Here is an 18,869-nt window from a genome sequence, read left to right on the forward strand (position 1 = left end):
TGGACGTCAGGAACGAGCGCTTTCGGGGAGGAGAAGGCTCAGTACTTGACGTTCAAGGTCAGGATCGCCTGCCGGCCCGGGGCGGGGTCGGCATGGTGGACGCCGTTGGTCTTGGTGAAGTAGCGCTCGTCCGTCAGGTTCTGGACGTTGAGCTGCACGTCGACCCGGTCGTTGACCCGGTAGCTGGCGAAGGCGTCGTAGCGCCAGTAGGACGGCAGGTAGACGCCGTTGGCGCCGCCGCCGGCCCCGCCCTGGTTGCCGCCGAAGGTCTTGGAGACGTAGTAGGCGCCGCCGCCCAGCGACAGCGGCCGCGTCACACGATAGGTCGTGAACAGGCTGAAGGTGTTCTTGGGCGTGTTGGCCAGGGTGTCGCCCTGGTTGACGCCGTTATAGGCGCCGCGGACCAGCTCGCTGTCCATGTAGGTGTAGCCGCCGAAGGCCTGCCACTTGGGCGTGATGTTGCCCGACACGCCCAATTCGACGCCCTTGACCTGGGTCTCGCCGACCTGCTGGTAAACGCCCGCGTCGACCTGGATCTGGGCGTTCTTGCGGGTGGTCTTGAACAGCGCCGCCGACAGGGCCAGGGCGTCGTTGAAGACATTGACCTTGGCGCCGGCTTCGAAGCTTTCGCTGTCTTCCGGCTCGAGCGTCTGGTTGGCCAGGTTGCCCGTGCCGTTCGTGCCGTTGCTGTTCTGGTCGCCGCCCGCCACGCCCGGCGGCGTCGAGGCGGTGCCGTAGGAAACGTAGAGGCTGGAGTTCTCGGTCGGCTTGTAGACCAGGCCGGCCTGGTAGTTGGTGAAGCTCCACTCGGCCTTGCGGTAGGTGATCGCCGTGACAGTGAACACGCCGCCGGCGTTGGTCGTGGTGTAGTCGTGGCCGAGGCTCTGATAGTTGTCGTGGCGAACGCCGAGGTTCAGCAGCCACTTGTCGCCGAACTTCAAGGTGTCGAGGGCGTAGACGGCGGCCGTCTTGGCGAGGTTGTAGTTGGCCGGACCGCGATTGGTGATCCCGGTCCACGGGTCGTCGGCATTGGGAGCGAAGACGTTGGTGCAGTCGCCGACCCCCAGGACCTCGCGCGTCGTGACCGCCCCGCTGACGGCGTACTTGTAGTCCGCGGGACAGGCCGAGCCCGAGGTGGTGAAGGTGGTGTAGGCCGCGTTGAGGTTCTTCTCGCGGCTCAGCTCCAGACCGATGTCGAAGCTGTGCTCGACGCCGCCGGTCACGGCCTTGCCGTGCAGGTCGGTGACCGCCGCGATCGTCGTGGTCGGGTTCCAGCGGGTCTTGGTGCCCCGCTTCATCCACCAGACGCCGTCGATGAATTGGGCCGCGCCCGCGTCGCCGGGGTTGGTCAGGATGTAGTCGTTCAGCGTCTTGGAGTAGCGCAGCACCTGGCGGACGCCGAGATTCTCGTTGATCTGGTGGTCGAACGAGACTGTGCCGATGTCGGCCTTGGTCTTCTGGTAGTCGCGGGCCTTCAGGCCGTAGAAGCTGTCGCGGTCGACCGGCAGGATGCCCGAGGCGTCGCGCGCCACGCCCGTCACCTTGGTGAACAGCGGCAGGCCGTAGTCGGGCATGTTGTTCCCGTCGAGGTGATAGTAGCTGGCCACCAGCTGGGTCGGGCCGTTCAGGCCGAAGGCGATCGACGGCGCGATCCCCCAGCGGTCGAAGTCCACGGCCTTGCGGCCCGGGGTGTTGCCCTGCGTACCCAGCAGGTTCAGGCGCACCGCGACGCTGTCGTTGATCTTGTGGTTCAGGTCGATCGTGGCGCGGACATACTCGTCCGTTCCGACGCCCAGCGAGCCGGTGGCGAAGTCGTCGGCCTTGGGGGTCTTGGAGGTCAGGTTGATGCTGCCGCCGCCCGAGCCACGGCCGCTATAGGCGCTGTCGGGGCCCTTCACGACCTCGACCTGTTCGAGGTTGAACACCTCGCGGGTCTGGCCGCCGCTGTCGCGGACGCCGTCGACGAAGACGTTGTTGCCCGAGGCCTGGCCGCGGATGAACGGGCGGTCGGCCAGGGGCTGGCCGCCCTCGCCCGCCCCGAAGGTGATGCCCGGCGAGGTGCGCAGGATGTCCTGCAGCGAGGTGGCGGCAGTCTGCCGGATGATCCGCTCGGGGATCACGGTGATGGCCTTGGGGGTGTCGACCAGCGCGGCGGTCAGCTTGGGCGACTGGACCTCGGCGACCGCGCGCTTGCCGTCGACCTTGACCCCCGAGACCTCGGTGGCGCTGTCGGCGGGACCGGCCGCGGCGCCGCTCGCCGTGGCGACGGCCGCATCGGCGTCAGGCGCTCCGGCGAAGGCGGCGGGCGCCAGGACCAGGCCGGCCAGACCTGCGACGGCCGCGACGCCCAGCGCGCTGCGGGCTTGGCTGCGGACGCCGGCGACGGCGGGCTTGGAGGACTTGTGCATCGAAAAACCCCAGCAAGGCCGTCGGGGGAGCGCGGCCCTTTGTCGTAATTGCGACGCGTTCTTAGCTGGAGCGTTGCTGGCGTGCAATGATAATCATTCTCAGAAATAACATGGAGGCCCGCGACGCGCTCGGGGCGGGCCGCGGACCTGTTCCCAGCCCTGCCAGGGCCTTCAGGAAAGCTGACTTCAGCCTTGGCCGCGAACCGATGTACAGGTCGCTTCGCCAAGGAGTTCGCCGATGCCCGAAGCCAAGACCTGGATCGCCTTCTGCCTCGTCTGCCTGGGCATGGCCCTGACCCCGGGGCCGAACATGCTCTATCTGGTCAGCCGTTCGATCAGCCAGGGGCGCTGGGCCGGGATCGTGTCGCTGGCGGGCACCGCCGCCGGCTTCGTGGTCTATCTTGTCTGCGCGGCCCTGGGCATCACCGCCCTGCTGATGGCGGCCCCGATCGCCTACGACATCCTGCGGTTCGGCGGAGCGCTGTACCTGGCCTGGCTGGCCTGGCAGGCGATCCGGCCCGGCGGCGCCTCGCCGTTCCAGGTGCGCGACCTGCCCAAGGACAGCCCGGCCAGGCTGATCAGCATGGGCTTCCTGACCAACCTGCTGAACCCCAAGGCCGCGATGCTGTACCTGTCCCTGCTGCCGCAGTTCATCGATCCGCACCGGGGCGCGGTGCTCGGCCAGTCCCTGGCCCTGGGCGGCAGCCAGATCGTCATCAGCCTGACCGTGAACGGCTGCATCTGCCTGGCGGCCGGCACGATCGCGAGCTTCCTGGCCACGCGCCCCAGCTTCGCCCTGGTCCAGCGCTGGCTGATGGCCTCGGTGCTGGGCGGCCTGGCCGTGCGGATGGCGACCGAGGCGCGGAAGTAATCCGCGCATCCCAGCGGCTTCTGGGCGGGCCAAGCCGTGCTAGAGAAGGCTCAAGCCAGTTCCGGAGCCCGCATGTCGTCGAAGATCGCCCAGGCCGTGATCGGTCTTTTCGCCGCCCTGGCCCTCACCGGCGCCGCCCAGGCGTCCAGCCTCAAGGCCTGCGCGGTCCCGCCCAGCGTGATCCCCGCCCCGGCCGAGGTCCCGCCGGCCGACCAGGTCCACACCGACGTGCCCACCGCCGCCTACCTGCTGGCGCTGTTCTGGTCGCCGGAGTCCTGCCGCGCCGGCATCCCGGAGTCGGACAAGACGATCCAGTGCCGGAACAACGATTTCGGCTTCACGGTGCACGGTCTGTGGCCCAACGGGCCGGACAAGGTCCACCCGCGCTATTGCAAGCCCAGCCCACCGATCAGCGCCGCGACGGTGCTGGCCAACCTGTGCATGACTCCCTCGCCCTGGCTGTTGCAGCACGAGTGGCAGGCGCATGGCACCTGCCAGTGGGACACCCCCGAGGCCTATTTCAAGAAGGCCCGCCAGGTGCGCGAGCGCCTGAACGTGCCGGACCTCAAGCCCGGCCCGAATGGAACCATGACCGCGGGCCAGGTGCGGGCCGCCTTCCTCAAGCGCAATCGCGGCATGACGGCCGACGGGCTGAACGTGCGCGTCAACAAGGACAACCGCCTGACCGAGGTCTGGGTCTGCATGGACCTGGACTTCAAGCTGGCGGCCTGCCGGGGCGGCAACGGCACGCCGGACCCCGTGACGATCCGGGTGACGCCGAGGCGGTAGGGCCGCGCGTTAGAAGCCTTCTTCGTGGATGATCTGCGTCACCGGGGCGCGCTTGAAGCGGACGCCGCGATAGGTGGCCTCCGGCGGGTCGCCCTCGGGCCGCGCGCCGGTCAGCGACAGGAACTCGTCCCAGCGCTCCTCGGGCAGCAGGAAGGCGATGTCGACGTCGCCGTCCCGGCTGGCCTCGATCTCCTGGTCGGCCTGGTCCTTGATGGTCATGGGCGCGCTCCTTCGGTTGGGGAACGCGTGGGGGATGGGCGGGTATCCCGGTGGTTTGTCTCATGGGTGTGCGGAGGAGCGCGATCGTTCCCCTTCACCATCGTCATCCCGGGCCTTGTGCCCGGGACCCCTCCGTCCGCCGCAGGTGCGGAGGGGTGGCGCGCCAGCGCGCCATGGCGCTTCACCGTGGGCTGAACCAGGGGTCCCGGGCACAAGGCCCGGGATGACGGTGAGAAAAGGTTGTACTGGCCGTCCATCCTGATCCGCCCTCGGCGGACAGGCCCCGCCTTAAGTCCTTGGAGGCGAGCATGCTCTGGGGTCAGGCCGTGTCAAGGACGGCGCCAGGCGCCGCCGCGGCGCGGCCGGCCGGAGGCCGGTCCTTGACACGGCCTGACCCCAGAGCTCCGATCCACCAAGGAATTAAGGCGGGGTCGCATCCGCGGATGGGTGCTTCAGGAGAGACCAACAATGACGCATGATGTCCTGATCGCGGTCGCCGAACGGCATCCCCGTTTTGAGAAGAATGTCGCGGGGGACTTTTACACCACCGGCGATTGCCTGCAGTGCAACGTGCCGGAAGAGGCGGCCCCTGATCTCCTGGCGGAACTGAACCCCGAGAACAGCGACACCTACTTCATCAGGCAACCCATCTCTCCATCCGAGGTTGAGCAAGCTTGCAATGCGATTTTGAGCTGTTGCATGGACGCCCTTCGCTACGGCGGGACCGATCCCAACATCATTCGCCGCCTGGGTAATCGCGCAAGTTCATCGGACTTCGTCCTGCCCGGAGGTCCGGTTCGGTTTCCGGGCGAAAACGACTTTAGCTGGCAAAGCCAGGATGGCAGCCCAATGGGTTGGTTCTCGCGCTTTTGGAAACGATTCCACCGCGTCTAGTCCCAAACGCAAAACGGGCGGCACCTTTCGGAGCCGCCCGCCTGCTGACGCTTCACCGGGAAGACGCCATCACCCTCAGGTGGTGACGGCTTCTTCCGGGGTCACGGCTTCCTTCTTGGACAGGTCTTCGCCAGTTTCCTGGTCGACGACCTTCATCGACAGCTTGGTCTTGCCGCGATCGTCGAAGCCCAGCAGCTTGACCTTCACGATCTGGCCTTCCTTCAGCACGTCCGAGGGCTTGGCCACCCGCTCGTTGCTGATCTGGCTGACGTGGACCAGGCCGTCCTTGGCGCCGAAGAAGTTCACGAAGGCGCCGAAGTCGACGACCTTGACAACCTTGCCGTCGTAGATCGCGCCGACTTCCGCTTCCTGGGTGATCGACTTGATCCAGTCGATCGCCGCCTTGATCTTGGCGCCGTCCGAGGCCGAGACCTTGACCGTGCCTTCGTCGTTGATGTCGACCTTGGCGCCGGTGGTGGCGACGATCTCGCGGATCACCTTGCCGCCGGTGCCGATCACTTCCCGGATCTTGTCGGTCGGGATGGTGATGGTCTCGATCTTCGGCGCGTAGTCGCCGACGTCTTCACGCGGCGCGTCCATGGCCTTGTTCATCTCGCCCAGGATGTGGGCGCGACCTTCGTGAGCCTGGGCCAGGGCCTGCTTCATGATTTCCGGCGTGATGCCGGCGATCTTGATGTCCATCTGCAGCGAGGTCAGGCCCTCGCTGGTGCCGGCCACCTTGAAGTCCATGTCGCCCAGGTGATCTTCGTCGCCCAGGATGTCCGACAGAACCGCGAAGCCGTCCTTTTCCAGGATCAGGCCCATGGCGATGCCCGAGACCGGACGGATCAGCGGAACGCCCGCGTCCATCATGGCCAGCGAGCTGCCGCAGACCGTGGCCATCGAGGACGAGCCGTTCGACTCGGTGATCTCGGAGACCAGGCGGATGGTGTAGGGGAAGTCTTCCTTGCTCGGCAGCATCGGGCGCAGGGCGCGCCAGGCCAGCTTGCCGTGGCCGATTTCGCGGCGGCCCGGGCTGCCCATACGGCCGGTTTCACCGACGCTGTAGGGAGGGAAGTTGTAGTGCAGCAGGAAGGATTCCTTGTAGGTGCCTTCCAGGGCGTCGATGAACTGCTCGTCGTCGCCGGTGCCCAGGGTGGCGACCACGATCGCCTGGGTCTCGCCGCGGGTGAACAGGGCCGAGCCGTGGGTGCGCGGCAGGATGCCGACTTCGCCGAGGATCGGACGGACCTTGTCGACGGTGCGGCCGTCGATGCGCAGGCCGGTGTCGAGGATCGCGCGACGCACGACGTCGGCTTCCAGTTCCTTGAACACCGCGCCCAGCTTCAGCGGGTCGTAGCCGGCCGGATGCTCGTCCGACTTGCCCAGGGCGGCGATGGCCTTCTTCTTGGCCGCGCCGATCGCTTCGTAGCGGTCCTGCTTCTTCTGGATCTTGTAGCCGGCGATGATGTCGGCGCCGACCAGGTCCTTCATCTGGGCCTTGATCGCGTCGGTGTCTTCGGGCTCGAACTCGAAGGGCTCCTTGGCGGCGTGCTCGGCCAGCTCGATGATCGCGTCGATCACCGTCTGCATTTCCTTGTGGGCGAAGTTGACGCCGCCCAGCACGATCTCTTCCGAGAGCTCCTGGATTTCGCTTTCGACCATCATCACGGCGTCGGCGGTGCCGGCCACGACCAGGTCCATCTTGCTTTCCTTCAGCTCGTCGAGCGTCGGGTTCAGCACGTAGCCGCCGTCAATGTAGCCGACGCGCGCGGCGCCGATCGGGCCCATGAACGGGGCGCCCGACAGGACCAGGGCGGCCGAGGCGGCCACCATGCCCAGGATGTCGGGATCGTTCTCGAGATCGTGCTGCAGCACGGTGACGACGACCTGGACTTCGTTCTTGAAGCCCTTGACGAACAGCGGGCGGATCGGACGGTCGATCAGGCGGGAAACCAGGGTTTCCTTTTCCGACGGACGGCCTTCGCGCTTGAAGAAGCCGCCGGGGATCTTGCCGGCCGCGAAGGTCTTTTCCTGGTAGTTGACGGTCAGGGGGAAGAAGTCCTGGCCCGGCTTTTGCGTCTTGGCGAACACGGCGGTGGCCAGGACGACGGTTTCGCCCATGGTGGCCAGGACGGCGCCGTCGGCTTGACGGGCGATGCGACCGGTTTCGAGGACCAGCGTCTTGCCGCCCCACTCGATCGTCTTGCGCTTGATATCGAACATTTTTCTTCTTTCGGTTCCCGCGGGCGGATTCCCGTCGGGGGCGGACAGGGGGCGGACGGCCTGCCTTCATGAGCGATGGGCGGCCCGATGATCCTCATCCAGTTCGACAGGCGGGTTTGAGGATGGAAACCCTCGGACGGACATTCGGATGCTTATCCTTTGGCGGAAGCGATCCGGATCGACTGCACGTTTCGGCCTGTCTCGAAACGCGAAGCCTGTTCTAGGCCTGGATCATGACGGGCGCCGGAGCCGTCTCCGCCTTCGGCTGCCATGATCCTGAAAAGCGTTCCGCCGCCCTACGCGAGTAGGGCGGCGGAATTGCGTCTTAGCGGCGCAGACCCAGCTTCTCGATGAGAGCCGCGTAGCGGGCGGCGTCGGACTTCTTCAGGTGGTCGAGGAGGCTGCGACGCTGGGAAACCATCATCAACAGACCACGACGGCTGTGGTTGTCCTTCTTGTGGGTCTTGAAGTGCTCGGTCAGGTTGGCGATGCGCTCGGAGAGGATCGCGACCTGGACTTCGGCGCTGCCGGTGTCGCCCTCGGAGCGGGCGTGTTCGGCGATGAGAGCGGTCTTGCGCTCGGCAGTGATCGACATCGGGTTGTCTCCGCTCAGGTGAGTTGGAAGACCCGCACCGGATTGAGCTTTCCGGCGCGCATCTCGCACAAGGCCACCAGCCTCTCTCCTGACATGGCGGAAACGGTGCGATCACCGGGCGTGAGCTCGGCTTTCAGCGATTCCACCTGCCTTGGGAGCAGAACGATGGCGCGTCCTTGCGCAAGCCGGAAGGCGTCTTCATCGGTCACGGCCAGCGCCGGGATGTCGTCCAGCGCGGTCTCGACCGGAAGCAATGCCTCCGACAGGCGCGCCTCATAGCTCAAATTCTCCAGAGTTTCCAGACCTATCGCCGAATCCTCGCTGAACCGGCCGACTCGCGTCCGGCGAAGCTGGTCTACGTGACCGCAGGCGCCGAGCGCGGCGGCCAGGTCGCGGACCACGGCGCGGACGTAGGTGCCCTTGCCGCATTCCATCTCCAGCTCGATGTGATCGGCGTCCGGCGCGGCGCTGACGCGCAGGGCGTGGACCGTGACCTTGCGGGTCTTCAGCTCGAACTCGACGCCTTCGCGGGCCAGGTCGTAGGCCCGCTCGCCATCGACCTTGATGGCCGAATAGTTCGGCGGGACCTGGTCGATCTCGCCGACAAAGGCCGGCAGCGCCGCCTCGACCTGATCCCGGGTCGGGCGCACGTCGCTGCTGGCCGTGGTCTCGCCCTCGCGGTCCAGGGTGGTGGTCGAGCGCCCCCACTGGATCATGAAGCGATAGGCCTTGTCGGCGTCCATCAGGAACGGGACGGTCTTGGTCGCCTCGCCCAGGGCCAACGGCAGGATGCCGGTGGCCAGGGGGTCGAGCGTACCCGCATGGCCGGCCTTCTGGGCGTTGAAGGCCCGGCGCACGCGGCTGACGGCGCTGGTCGAGGTCAGGTCGTAGGGCTTGTCCAGGCAGACCCAGCCGGAGACGGCGTCGCCCTTCTTGCGGCGGGCCATGCTCAGCCTTCCTCGTCGTCCGTCAGGTCGGACAGGCGACGGGTGTCCTGCTGGACGCGCGGATCCAGGAACAGGCGGTCCATGTAGGCGGCCGAGCTGAAGCTTTCGTCGTGGATGAACTTCAGGTCCGGGGTGAACTTCATGTCGATCGACTTGCCCAGGCGTCCGCGCAGGAACCTGGACACGCGGTTGAGGGCCGCGATGATCTCGCCGATGTGCTCGGCCGCGCCCTCGGTGACGCCGGCCCCCAGAGGCTCGACGAAACAGACGGCGTGCTTGAGGTCGGGGCTCATGCGCACTTCGGAAACCGTGACGGAGACGCCCTGCAGGGCGGGATCGGCCAGTTCCTCCTCGCGCAGGACGTCGACCAGGGCGTGACGGATCAGCTCGCCGGCCCGCAGCTGGCGTTGCGACGGACCCACGGGTCCGGCCTTCTTGTTTTCGGAATGGCGCTTCATGGCGCGGTCGCCTCGATGCCCGGCCGGCGGATCGAACGCCGGGTCGCGGGGAGAAATGGGAGGCGGGGTGTCTAGGCGCGTGGGGATGAAAAGTCCAGCGCGGCGGGTTCCTCAGGCTCCCGTTCGTTCCTTGAAGAAGTCCAGCACCCGTCGGTGAACCTTCAGGGTCTCGCCGTCGGGATCGTCTCGGTCGAGGTGGATCGTCAGCACCGAATGGGGCGCGCGGCCTGTCCCTTTCCGCGCCGAGGCGTCGGCCAGGGTATGCAGTTCGGCCCGACCGCCCAGCTCACGTTCCAAGGTCTGGAAGCGGGCGCAGGGCGACAGCTTGTCGCCGGCGAACCGCAGGGCGATCAGCGACAGATCCTCGGCCTCCATCCGCGCCCTGGCGACCGCCAGTTCGGCCGGCGAGCAATCCAGGGCGGCGCCCTGCCTGCGGCCGAGGGGCAGGGACGGCTGGGCCAGGACCGGGGCCACCACCGACGGCTCGGTCATCATCGCCAGGGCGAAGCCGCCGGTGAAGCACATGCCCACGGCCCCCACCCCCTTGCCGCCGCATTCGGCGTGGGCCTGGCGGGCCAGGGCGCGCAGCCAATCGACGATCGGGCTGGACCGGCCGGCCGCCCAGACCGTGAATTCGCGCCGGATGCACAGGGTCTTGACGATCGTCCCGAGCATGTAGCCCGTCGAGATCGGTCGGCCCGGCTGGCCGAACAGGCTGGGGCAGAACGCCGTCATGCCCTCGGCCGCCACGTCCCGGGCGAATTCCAGCACCGGAGGATGCAGGCCCGGCATCTCGTGGATGACGATCACGGCCGGGCCGGAGCCGATGCGATAGACCGGCCGCCTCCAACGGCCGTCATCGAACTCGAACCTGGTGAAGCCCGCCAGCACGTCGACCATGTCTGTCCGCCCCGTCTTTCGCGGGAGCATGGCATGAAACGACCGTTCGACGTCACCCCTGGAAACGCCCAGTTGCGCCGGCGAGGGGCGCGGCCTATCCCTTCAAGCTTGAGCTTGGGAAGCGGCGAATGATCTTCTGGTGGACCGGTCGGGGCTATCTGGCCCTGTTGAGCCTGATCGGCGTGTTCGGCCTGTTCGGGGCGCTGCTGACCCTGGCGTTCGGCGAGCAGATCTTCGACACCGCGCCCTGGCTGTGGGCGGTCGGCGCGGTGATCGCGGCGGTCGTCAACTGGGTGGTCGGCTGCCGGGTCAACCGCAAGCCCCTGAAGGTTCCGCGCCTGGCGCTCTGGAAAAGCCGCCTCTCCTACCGTCCGCCCAATCGCTTCATGGGCTTGCCGCTGGAGGTGTGGTCGGCGCCGATGATGCTGCTGGCGGCCGTCATGCTGGTGCGCGGCCTGCTGCCGGCCTAGCCCGGCCCGTTGCCGCCGGTCCAGTCCTCCATCGGATCGGGTAGATTGCCGCTCGGCAGCTTCCATTCCCCCCGGAAGGAGAAGTCCAGCGTGCCGCACAGCCGGGTCTGGCCGCCTTTGGGGTCGTCGCCGAACGCCTGGACGCGCAGGTCGCGATGCACCGCCAGCCGGCTGAAGCTCAGCCACAGGCGCTTGGCTCCCGGGCAGAAGGCGCGGATGTAGATCTTGCCCTGCTCGAACTTGGGATCGATTTCGTACAGCGCCGCATCGGCGTCGACGCCGTTGATCCCCTTCAGCCCGCCGGGGCCCAGGTCCTTTTCGCGGCCGTCGATCAGACGCCCCTGCACCGGCACGCCGGTGGCCAGGACCTTCATGACCCGCGTACTGGTCAGCTTCTTGTCGAACAGCACGGTCAGGCCCGCGCCGGTCAGCCGCTTGGCGTCCGGCGAGATCGGGTCGTAGGAGTACATCTTGCGCTCGGCATGGGCCGCGCCGGCCGCCGCCGTCGCCAGGCAGGCCAGGACCAGGCCCAGCGCGGCCTTCAGGCTCGTCCGGCGAGCGGCCCCCGACACCCCTGCCCTCACAGCTTCAGACGCAGCTTCGCCGTTTCGGGATCGAAGCCTGACAGGCGCCATGTGCCGCCTTCCAGCGTGAAGGTCAGCAGGCAGGGGCCGTTTTTGGTCTTGGCCGCGCAGACCTGGTCGGAGCCGATATAGCGCAGGCCGGCGGCGATGGTCAGACGGTCGGGTATCGGCTCGTCGGGGGTGTAGCCGTAGTAGTTGGCGGCATAGCGGAAGGTCTCGGGCTGGACCAGGGCCTCGCCGGCGATGTCGGCGGCCGGACCGGCCAGGGCGACGGCCGCCGCCTGCCAGCCGCCGCTCATGGCTGAACCGCGCGCCTTGCGCACCAGTTCGCTCTCGATTTCGGCCTTCAGGGCCGGGCGGTCCACGCGGGCGTCGAAGGCGGCGTGGTCGTTGTTGCGGATCGCCACCAGCAGGGCGTGGACGTCGCCGGCCGCGTCGTAGCGGGTGGCCGTGGCGCAGGCCGACAACGAGACGGCGGCGAGGCTGACAGTCAGGAGGGTCCGGATACGCATGGCTCTAGGGTTAAGCCTGAAATCGGGCGATTTCCAGTCCGGGACGTTTCAGGGACGTGCGACGCCCCACGGTCCCGCTTCCGTGGCGACCAGGGCCGCGACTTCGGCGCTGCGGGCCTTGGCTTCCGGCCCAAGCTTGTCGAAACAGGCGGCCAGGAAGGCGCGCTCCTGTTGGCGATCCGCAAAGAACCGGGTCGGCAGAAACCAGGCCTGCCCCGGGCCGATGAACAGCCAGGCTTCATGACCGGGCGCGATCTGCGACATGCCAGACCATGCGACGCGGGTCATCGACGTCTGGCTGTCCAGAACAAGACCCACCTCCTCGATCCTGTAGGTGATCGGCGAAACCGCCGGCACGCCACGCGCCATCCAGGCCTTGGGACCCAGGGTGCGCGCATACCGGATCCAGAAGAACAGGGCGACGGCCGTGAACAGCATCATCGCGAACCAGCCGTAGCCCGGAACCGCCATGTCCATCAGCGTGGAGACCAGGATATCGCCCGCCAGCATGGCGCCGACGAACCACCATTGGGCGTACCGCTTGGCGCCGAACAGGTGCTTGCGCAACGGCCCGCAGGCCTTCTGATTTTCGAAGATTCCGATTTCGCCCGCGATTTCCATGCACGCCCCGAACGCAAGAAAGGCGCGGACTTTCGTCCGCGCCTTTCTCTTTAAGCTGAAGCTTGATCGAACGCCTAGTCGAGCTGGCGCTTGATCTCCTCGACGGTGAAGCACTCGATGGTGTCGCCAACCTTGATGTCCTGGAAGCCCGCGAACATCATGCCGCACTCCTGGCCGGACGGGACCTCGTTGACCTCGTCCTTGAAGCGCTTGAGCGTCGCCAGGGTGCCCAGTTCCAGAACGACGATGTCGTTGCGGATGATCCGGACCTTGGCGCCCTTGCGGACCACGCCCTCGGTGACCTTACAGCCGGCGATCTTGCCGACCTTGGAGATGTCGAAGGCCTGCAGGACTTCGGCGTTGCCGAGGAAGGTTTCGCGCTGGATCGGGGCCAGCATGCCCGAGAGCACGCCTTTGATGTCGTCCAGCAGGTCGTAGATGATCGCGTAGTAGCGGATCTCGACCCCTTCGCGCTCGGCCAGCGCCCGCGCCTGGGCCGAGGCCCGGACGTTGAAGCCGATCAGCGGCGCGCCGGCGCCCTTGGCCAGCATCACGTCGCTTTCGCTGATCGCCCCGGCGCCCGACAGGATGATCCGCGCGCGGACCTCGTCGGTCGACATAGCGTCCAGCGAACCGATGATCGCCTCGGCCGAGCCCTGCACGTCGGCTTTGATGACCAGCGGCAGTTCGCGGTACTTCTTGTCCTGCAGCTTGGCCATCATGTCGGCCATGCTGGTGGCGCCCGCGCCGACCGGGTGCATCGACTTCTCGCGCTTGAGACGGATGCGGTACTCGGTCAGCTCGCGAGCCCGGGCCTCGTTCTCGACCACGGCGAAGCTGTCGCCGGGCGAGGGCACGCCGTCCAGGCCGAGGATCTCGACCGGGGTGGCGGGACCGGCTTCGGTCAGTTGCTCGTTGCGCTCGTTCAGCAGGGCGCGAACCCGGCCGAACTGGCTGCCGGCCACGACGATGTCGCCGCGCTTCAGCGTGCCGCGATTGACCAGCACGGTCGAAACCGCGCCGCGCCCCTTGTCCAGCTTGGCCTCGATCACCACGCCGTCGGCGGTGCGGTCGGGATTGGCTTTCAGGTCCAGGACCTCGGCCTGCAGCAGGATGCGTTCGATCAGCTCGTCCAGGCCCTGGCCGGTCTTGGCCGAGACCTCGACGATCTGGGTGTCGCCGCCCAGGCTTTCGACCACGATCTCGTGTTGCAGCAGCTCGTTGGTCACCCGGGTCGAATCCGAGCCCGGCTTGTCCATCTTGTTGACGGCCACGATAATCGGCACCTCGGCGGCGCGGGCGTGTTTGATCGCCTCGACCGTCTGCGGCATGACGCCGTCGTCACCGGCCACCACCAGGATGACGATATCGGTGATGTTGGCGCCGCGGGCCCGCATCTGCGAGAAGGCCGCGTGGCCCGGGGTGTCGAGGAACGTGACCTTCTGGCCATTTTCCAGACGCACCTGGTAGGCACCGATGTGCTGAGTGATGCCGCCGTGCTCGCCGCCGGCCACGTCGGCCTTGCGCAGCGCGTCCAGCAGGCTGGTCTTGCCGTGGTCGACGTGACCCATGACGGTGACGACCGGGGGCCGGGGCTCCAGGTGATCGTCGATGTCCTCGGCGCCGATGAAGCCTTCCTCGACGTCGGCTTCCGACACGCGGCGCACGGTGTGACCGAACTCGGTCGCCACCAGTTCGGCGGTGTCGTTGTCGATGACGTCGTTGATCTTCAGCATCACGCCCTGACGCATCAGGAACTTGATGATCTCGACGCCGCGCACGGCCATCCGGTTGGACAGTTCCTGCACGGTGATGACGTCGGGAATGACCACTTCGCGGCTGACCTTGACCACGTCGGCGGGACCGCCGCGGCGCTTTTCCTTTTCGCGTTCACGGGCCCGGCGAACCGAGGCCAGCGAGCGCATACGGTCGGCGGAATCTCCGTCGCCGGCCACGGTCTGGATGGTCAGGCGCCCTTCGCGGCGAACCGGAGCGCCCTTGGCGCGGCTGACCGCCTTGCCGGGGGCGGCGGCCTTGCGACGATCGTCCTCCTCGTCCGGGCGACGGCTGACGTCGCCGCCGGGGCGGGGGGCCGAGCGCGTGGCGCGCTGGATCTCGGGCGTGGCCGGAGCCTGGGCCGGGACGCCCGGACGGGCGCCGCGCGGACCACCAGGACCCGGACGGGCGCCGGGCGCCGGGCGCGGGGCCAGGGCCGAATAGCGGACGGTCTGGGTCGGACGGTCGCCTTGGGGACGATCGCCTTGCGGCCGGTCGCCCTGCGGACGGTCGTTGCGGAAGCCGCCCTCGGGACGGGGACCGCGCGGCGGGCCGCCGGCGTCGGGACGCGGGGTGCGCTGGTTGTACGGGCCGTCCTGGCGCGGGGCGCGCTGGTTGAACGGCCGGTCCGCGAAGTTGGGACGATCGCCCTGGGGACGGTCGCCTTGCGGGCGATCACCCTGCGAGCCCGGACCCGGGCGGTAGGTGGTGGTCGACGAGCGATCGTCGCGCCGGTCGCGGCTGGGCTCGTAGGTGCGGGTCTGGCCGGCGGCCGGGGTCGGCGTCGGGCGCGGAGCCTCGGCGCGGACCGGCGGCGCGGCGGGAGCCGGCGTCGGAGCCTGGGGCGTGGGCGCCTGAGGCGCGGGAGTGGACGCCTGAGGCGTGGGAGCGGCCGGCGCCTGAGCCACCGGCGCGGCGGGCGCCTGGGCGGTCGGCGTGGGCGCCGCTGGCGACGCGGCGGCGACCTTGGCGGCTGCAGCAGCCTTGGCGGCGGCTTCGCGGGCCGCAGCTTCGGCGGCCGCGGCGCGGGCCTCGGCGGCGCGACGTTCAGCCGCCTGGCGTTCCTGCTGCTCGCGGGCCGCCTCGATGGCGCGCTGGCGGGCCACCATCTCGCTTTGCGACAAGCCGCCGGCGGATCCGCCCTGGCCGCCGCCTTGGGACTGCGGACGTGGGGCCTCGCCCTGACGGCGCTCGGCCGATGACGGCGCGGCTAGATTGCCGGCCGGCGGCGCGTGCGGGCGCACGCGCTTGGTTTCAACCACCACCGTCTTGGTGCGGCCGTGGCTGAAGCTCTGCTTCACGACGCCGGCGCTGACCGACCCCTGACGGGGCTTCAGCGTGATGGGCGCTCGCCCGCCGGGGTTGGAACCAGGCCGACCGTTTTCGTTCTCGTCGCTCATGCGCTCGCTTGTACTTCCGCCGGCGGGAGCCGGCCAAAAACCGTTTGATCCATACGAGAAAGGGGCCTGGACGTACTTCCCGAAGGAAGCGCGTTTCCCGACCCTTCACTCAGGAGCGGATCACGCTCCTCATTTCAAGTTCCAGACCGCTGTCGCCGACGAATGAAAGCCATTCGTCGAGGCCAGGGCCTAGGGCTCCTCGCGCCAACTCGCCGACCAACTCGAGGGAAGGAGTGGGCGAAAGCCTGATAACCGCTCGACGTCCAAAGTCCAGCGATCAGTGCCGCGCCCGGCAAGGAGCGCCGTGTGTATCACATTCTCCCCGCCCAAGGCCAAACCCAATTCATCGGACGTGAACATCCCGCAGACTTTGGGGCTGTTCGGGGCCTTGTGGACCGCGGTGAGAATCTTTCGGCGACCGTCGTCGGCGCCGTCGGACGCCTCGATCAACCAGGCGGTCTTTCCCGAAGCCAGGGCCGCGGAGACCTTTTCGAAGCCTGAGATAATCGTTCCGCCGCGCCGCGCAAGACCCAGTCCGTCCAGAACTCGCCGGGCCAACAGGCGTTCCACGTGATCGGCCAGGTCGGCCGGCGCGGTCAGCTTGGTCTTGGTCGAGCGCGAGAACAGGCCCTTCTTGGCGGCGGTCGTCACCGCTTCGCGGGTCGCCTCCACCCACATGCCGCGGCCAGGCAGCTTGCGCGCCACGTCCGGAACCACCGCCCCATCCGGCCCGGCCACGAACCGCACCAGGCGCGCCTCGTCCGTCGCCTCGCCCAGGACGATGTCCTTGCGCTGGCGGTTGGCTTCGGCGTGGGTCTTGGCCACCGGGGTAAAGGGCGTGTCGGCTTCGGTCATGCGGCTCTAGAAAACACCGGGCCTCGCACTTTCGTGGGAGGCCCGGTTCCTGGATCAGTCTTCCTTGGTTTCTTCGGTCTCTTCGACGGCCTCGTCCGAAGCTTCGGCCGGCGCTTCACCCGCCTCTTCCTCGAACTCGCCCTCTTCCTCGACATATTCCGGCTCGGGCGGGGCCTCGACCCAGCCCATGACGATCCGGGCGCGCATGATCAGCGCCTCGGCGTCTTCCGGCGACAGGTTGAAGCTGTCCAGGATGCCGGCTTCGCGGGTGCGCTCGCCGTCCTTGGTCTCGAACCAACCGCGCAGGTCGTCGGGGATCAGGCCGGCCAGGTCCTCGACCGACTTCACGTCGCCCTCGCCCAGGGCCACGGCCACCGGCAGGGTGACGCCCTCGATCTCCAGCAGGCCGTCCTCGACGCCGAGCTCCAGGCGCTTGGCGTCCAGGGCGGCGGCCTCCTTCTCCAGGAATTCGCGCGCGCGGGTCTGCAGTTCGTCGGCGGTCTCGTCGTCGAAGCCTTCGATAGCCGCGATCTCGTGCGGCTCGACATAGGCGACGTCCTCGACGGCCGCGAAGCCTTCGGTGACCAGCAGCTGGGCGATGACCTCGTCGACGTCCAGGGCTTCCTGGAACAGGGCCGTGCGCTCGGAGAACTCGCGCTGGCGGCGCTCGCTTTCCTGGCTTTCGGTCATGATGTCGATCTGCCAGCTGGTCAGCTGGCTGGCCAGGCGGACGTTCTGGCCGCGACGGCCGATGGCCAGCGACAGCTGCTCGTCGGGCACCACCACTTCGACGCGCTCGTCCTCCTCGTCCATGACGACCTTGGACACCTCGGCGGGGGCCAGGGCGTTGACGATGAAGGTGGCCTCGTCTTCCGACCACTGGATGATGTCGATCTTCTCGCCCTGCAGCTCGGCGACCACGGCCTGGACGCGCGAACCGCGCATGCCGACGCAGGCGCCGACCGGGTCGATGCTGCTGTCGTTGGAGATCACCGCCATCTTGGCGCGCGAGCCCGGGTCGCGGGCCACGGCGCGGATCTCGATGACGCCGTCGTAGACTTCCGGCACTTCCTGCGCGAACAGCTTGGCCATGAAGCCGCCGTGGGCGCGGCTCAGCATGATCTGCGGACCCTTGGTCTCGCGGCGGACGTCGTAGATGTAGGCGCGGATGCGGTCGCCGACGTTGAAGTTCTCGCGCGGGATCGACTGGTCGCGGCGCATGATGCCTTCGCCGCGGCCCAGGTCGACGATCACGTTGCCGTATTCGACACGCTTGACGCTGCCGTTGACGATCTCGCCGGCGCGATCCTTGTACTCGTCGTACTGGCGCTCGCGCTCGGCTTCGCGAACCTTGTGCATGACGACCTGGCGAGCCATCTGGGTCTGCACGCGGCCGATCTCGAACGGCGGCAGGGTTTCCTCGTAGATCTTGCCGATCTCGGCGTCACGCCAGGTGCGCTTGGCCGACGACAGCTGGACCTTGCCGATCTCGCCTTCCAGCTCGAAGTCGTCCGACACGACCTCGATCACCCGCTTCTGGGTGGTCTCGCCGGTGCGCGGATCGATCTTGACGCGGATGTCGTGCTCGGCGCCGTAGCGGGCCCGGGCGGCCTTCTGCAGGGCGTCCTCGATCGCCTCGATGACGACTTCCTTCTCGATGCCCTTTTCACGCGCGACCGCGTCGGCGATCTGCAGCAGCTCGAGGCGGTTGGCGGAGATGCCGATAGCCATGGTCAGTCCTCTTCACTTTCGGACAGGTCAATATCGTCTTCGGCGTCGTCGCCGAGATCTTCGGAGTCCGCGTCTTCGCCTTCGGCGCCCACGCGGGCGGCGCGCTGCTGGGCGCCGCGCTTCATCAGCTCGTCGTTCAACACCAGCTTGGCGTCGACGATCCATTCGAACGGGAAATAGACGGTGGTGTCGTCCTCGCCCTCGAGGTTCAGGCCCACCTGGCCGTCCTCGACGCCGGCCAGCTCGCCCTTGAAGCGCTTGCGGCCCTCGGCGACCCGGTCCAGCTCGATGCGGATCTCCAGGCCGGCATAGGTGTCGAAGTCCTTCAGCCGGGTCAGGGGGCGGTCGACGCCCGGGCTGGAGACTTCCAGGGTGTATTCGCCGCTGATCGGGTCTGCGGCGTCCATGATCTCGGAAATGGCGCGCGACAGACGGGCGCAATCCTCGACGTTCATGTCGCCATCCGGACGTTCAGCCATGATCTGGAGGCGACGCTGCTCGGCCCCGCCCATCAGGCGCAGGCGGACGATCTCGTAGCCGACGGACTCGGCGACGGGATCGAGCAATTCGACCAGACCGATATCTTCCTGCGTCTTGCCGCGCAAAGGGTCTC

General features: G+C 67.8%; 18 protein-coding genes. 4 read left to right on the top strand and 14 right to left on the bottom strand.

Annotation, left to right across the window (positions count from 1 at the left end):
- Nucleotides 1–38: 38 nt before the first annotated feature.
- Nucleotides 39–2,408: a TonB-dependent siderophore receptor gene (locus tag ASD47_RS13495; RefSeq protein WP_056757270.1), complete on the bottom strand. Its 2,370-nt coding sequence runs from the start codon at nt 2,406–2,408 to the stop codon at nt 39–41.
- A gap of 238 nt (nt 2,409–2,646) precedes the next feature.
- On the opposite strand from ASD47_RS13495, the gene ASD47_RS13500 reads away from it, so the two are divergent.
- Both ASD47_RS13500 and ASD47_RS13505 read left to right on the top strand, forming a co-directional pair.
- On the top strand, nt 2,647–3,279 hold the full coding sequence (locus ASD47_RS13500; protein ID WP_056757273.1) for a LysE family translocator: 633 nt from the start codon (nt 2,647–2,649) through the stop codon (nt 3,277–3,279).
- A gap of 72 nt (nt 3,280–3,351) precedes the next feature.
- The gene (locus ASD47_RS13505; RefSeq protein WP_056757276.1) at nt 3,352–4,068 is read left to right on the top strand and encodes a ribonuclease T2; all 717 of its coding nucleotides are present in this window, start codon (nt 3,352–3,354) and stop codon (nt 4,066–4,068) included.
- Nucleotides 4,069–4,077: 9 nt separating this feature from the next.
- Here the strand turns inward: ASD47_RS13505 and ASD47_RS13510 are convergent, their stop codons facing one another.
- A complete protein-coding gene (locus ASD47_RS13510; RefSeq protein WP_056757279.1) occupies nt 4,078–4,287 on the bottom strand; it encodes a hypothetical protein in 210 nt (69 codons plus the stop codon).
- A gap of 468 nt (nt 4,288–4,755) precedes the next feature.
- Between ASD47_RS13510 and ASD47_RS13515 the strand changes: the two genes are divergently transcribed.
- A complete protein-coding gene (locus ASD47_RS13515) occupies nt 4,756–5,181 on the top strand; it encodes a ferredoxin (RefSeq protein ID WP_056757282.1) in 426 nt (141 codons plus the stop codon).
- A gap of 75 nt (nt 5,182–5,256) precedes the next feature.
- Here ASD47_RS13515 and pnp read toward each other — a convergent pair whose 3' ends face one another.
- From pnp to ASD47_RS13540, 5 genes are all read right to left on the bottom strand, one after another.
- Nucleotides 5,257–7,407 carry a polyribonucleotide nucleotidyltransferase gene (gene pnp, locus ASD47_RS13520; RefSeq protein WP_056757285.1) on the bottom strand — a complete coding sequence of 717 codons (2,151 nt, stop codon included), beginning with the start codon at nt 7,405–7,407 and terminating at the stop codon, nt 5,257–5,259.
- Between the two features lie 325 nt (nt 7,408–7,732).
- Complete coding sequence (gene rpsO / locus ASD47_RS13525; RefSeq protein ID WP_035081309.1) at nt 7,733–8,002, bottom strand: 30S ribosomal protein S15; 270 nt, start codon at nt 8,000–8,002, stop codon at nt 7,733–7,735.
- Between the two features lie 14 nt (nt 8,003–8,016).
- Nucleotides 8,017–8,949, bottom strand: a complete 933-nt coding sequence (gene truB / locus ASD47_RS13530; RefSeq protein WP_056757288.1) for a tRNA pseudouridine(55) synthase TruB — start codon at nt 8,947–8,949, stop codon at nt 8,017–8,019.
- 2 nt (nt 8,950–8,951) lie between these two features.
- The gene (gene rbfA, locus ASD47_RS13535) at nt 8,952–9,407 is read right to left on the bottom strand and encodes a 30S ribosome-binding factor RbfA (RefSeq protein WP_056757291.1); all 456 of its coding nucleotides are present in this window, start codon (nt 9,405–9,407) and stop codon (nt 8,952–8,954) included.
- A gap of 111 nt (nt 9,408–9,518) precedes the next feature.
- A complete protein-coding gene (locus ASD47_RS13540) occupies nt 9,519–10,307 on the bottom strand; it encodes a dienelactone hydrolase family protein (RefSeq protein ID WP_056757294.1) in 789 nt (262 codons plus the stop codon).
- Nucleotides 10,308–10,435: 128 nt separating this feature from the next.
- Here ASD47_RS13540 and ASD47_RS13545 point away from each other — a divergent pair, with 128 nt between their 5' ends.
- Nucleotides 10,436–10,777 carry a hypothetical protein gene (locus tag ASD47_RS13545; RefSeq protein WP_056757297.1) on the top strand — a complete coding sequence of 114 codons (342 nt, stop codon included), beginning with the start codon at nt 10,436–10,438 and terminating at the stop codon, nt 10,775–10,777.
- Here the strand turns inward: ASD47_RS13545 and ASD47_RS13550 are convergent.
- From ASD47_RS13550 to rimP, 7 genes are all read right to left on the bottom strand, one after another.
- Nucleotides 10,774–11,247 carry a hypothetical protein gene (locus tag ASD47_RS13550; RefSeq protein ID WP_369800304.1) on the bottom strand — a complete coding sequence of 158 codons (474 nt, stop codon included), beginning with the start codon at nt 11,245–11,247 and terminating at the stop codon, nt 10,774–10,776. The genes ASD47_RS13545 and ASD47_RS13550 overlap by 4 nt on opposite strands.
- Nucleotides 11,248–11,357: 110 nt before the next feature.
- Nucleotides 11,358–11,873, bottom strand: a complete 516-nt coding sequence (locus ASD47_RS13555; RefSeq protein WP_056757303.1) for a DUF2939 domain-containing protein — start codon at nt 11,871–11,873, stop codon at nt 11,358–11,360.
- 48 nt (nt 11,874–11,921) lie between these two features.
- The gene (locus ASD47_RS13560; protein ID WP_056757305.1) at nt 11,922–12,494 is read right to left on the bottom strand and encodes a YcxB family protein; all 573 of its coding nucleotides are present in this window, start codon (nt 12,492–12,494) and stop codon (nt 11,922–11,924) included.
- A gap of 74 nt (nt 12,495–12,568) precedes the next feature.
- On the bottom strand, nt 12,569–15,670 hold the full coding sequence (infB, locus tag ASD47_RS13565) for a translation initiation factor IF-2 (RefSeq protein ID WP_056757308.1): 3,102 nt from the start codon (nt 15,668–15,670) through the stop codon (nt 12,569–12,571).
- A gap of 189 nt (nt 15,671–15,859) precedes the next feature.
- Nucleotides 15,860–16,525, bottom strand: a complete 666-nt coding sequence (locus tag ASD47_RS13570) for an RNA-binding protein (protein WP_056757312.1) — start codon at nt 16,523–16,525, stop codon at nt 15,860–15,862.
- A gap of 54 nt (nt 16,526–16,579) precedes the next feature.
- The gene (gene nusA / locus ASD47_RS13575; RefSeq protein WP_056757315.1) at nt 16,580–18,256 is read right to left on the bottom strand and encodes a transcription termination factor NusA; all 1,677 of its coding nucleotides are present in this window, start codon (nt 18,254–18,256) and stop codon (nt 16,580–16,582) included.
- A 2-nt stretch (nt 18,257–18,258) separates the two neighbouring features.
- Nucleotides 18,259–18,861: a ribosome maturation factor RimP gene (gene rimP / locus ASD47_RS13580; RefSeq protein ID WP_056757318.1), complete on the bottom strand. Its 603-nt coding sequence runs from the start codon at nt 18,859–18,861 to the stop codon at nt 18,259–18,261.
- Nucleotides 18,862–18,869: the final 8 nt, after the last annotated feature.

Origin of the sequence: Caulobacter sp. Root1472 (genome assembly GCF_001426985.1) — a bacterium.
GTDB lineage: Bacteria > Pseudomonadota > Alphaproteobacteria > Caulobacterales > Caulobacteraceae > Caulobacter > Caulobacter rhizosphaerae.

Bases quoted from the DNA above. Each gene is read 5' to 3' on its own strand.
- ASD47_RS13500 (WP_056757273.1), top strand. From the start codon at position 2,647: ATGCCCGAAGCCAAGACCTGGATCGCCTTCTGCCTCGTCTGCCTGGGC.
- ASD47_RS13545 (WP_056757297.1), top strand. From the start codon at position 10,436: ATGATCTTCTGGTGGACCGGTCGGGGCTATCTGGCCCTGTTGAGCCTG.
- ASD47_RS13550 (WP_369800304.1), bottom strand. From the start codon at position 11,247: ATGTACTCCTACGACCCGATCTCGCCGGACGCCAAGCGGCTGACCGGC.
- ASD47_RS13505 (WP_056757276.1), top strand. From the start codon at position 3,352: ATGTCGTCGAAGATCGCCCAGGCCGTGATCGGTCTTTTCGCCGCCCTG.
- ASD47_RS13510 (WP_056757279.1), bottom strand. From the start codon at position 4,287: ATGACCATCAAGGACCAGGCCGACCAGGAGATCGAGGCCAGCCGGGAC.
- ASD47_RS13555 (WP_056757303.1), bottom strand. From the start codon at position 11,873: ATGCGTATCCGGACCCTCCTGACTGTCAGCCTCGCCGCCGTCTCGTTG.
- ASD47_RS13540 (WP_056757294.1), bottom strand. From the start codon at position 10,307: ATGGTCGACGTGCTGGCGGGCTTCACCAGGTTCGAGTTCGATGACGGC.
- pnp (WP_056757285.1), bottom strand. From the start codon at position 7,407: ATGTTCGATATCAAGCGCAAGACGATCGAGTGGGGCGGCAAGACGCTG.
- nusA (WP_056757315.1), bottom strand. From the start codon at position 18,256: ATGGCTATCGGCATCTCCGCCAACCGCCTCGAGCTGCTGCAGATCGCC.
- truB (WP_056757288.1), bottom strand. From the start codon at position 8,949: ATGGCCCGCCGCAAGAAGGGCGACGCCGTCTCCGGCTGGGTCTGCCTG.
- rpsO (WP_035081309.1), bottom strand. From the start codon at position 8,002: ATGTCGATCACTGCCGAGCGCAAGACCGCTCTCATCGCCGAACACGCC.
- ASD47_RS13560 (WP_056757305.1), bottom strand. From the start codon at position 12,494: ATGGAAATCGCGGGCGAAATCGGAATCTTCGAAAATCAGAAGGCCTGC.
- infB (WP_056757308.1), bottom strand. From the start codon at position 15,670: ATGAGCGACGAGAACGAAAACGGTCGGCCTGGTTCCAACCCCGGCGGG.
- rbfA (WP_056757291.1), bottom strand. From the start codon at position 9,407: ATGAAGCGCCATTCCGAAAACAAGAAGGCCGGACCCGTGGGTCCGTCG.
- ASD47_RS13495 (WP_056757270.1), bottom strand. From the start codon at position 2,408: ATGCACAAGTCCTCCAAGCCCGCCGTCGCCGGCGTCCGCAGCCAAGCC.
- ASD47_RS13570 (WP_056757312.1), bottom strand. From the start codon at position 16,525: ATGACCGAAGCCGACACGCCCTTTACCCCGGTGGCCAAGACCCACGCC.
- ASD47_RS13515 (WP_056757282.1), top strand. From the start codon at position 4,756: ATGACGCATGATGTCCTGATCGCGGTCGCCGAACGGCATCCCCGTTTT.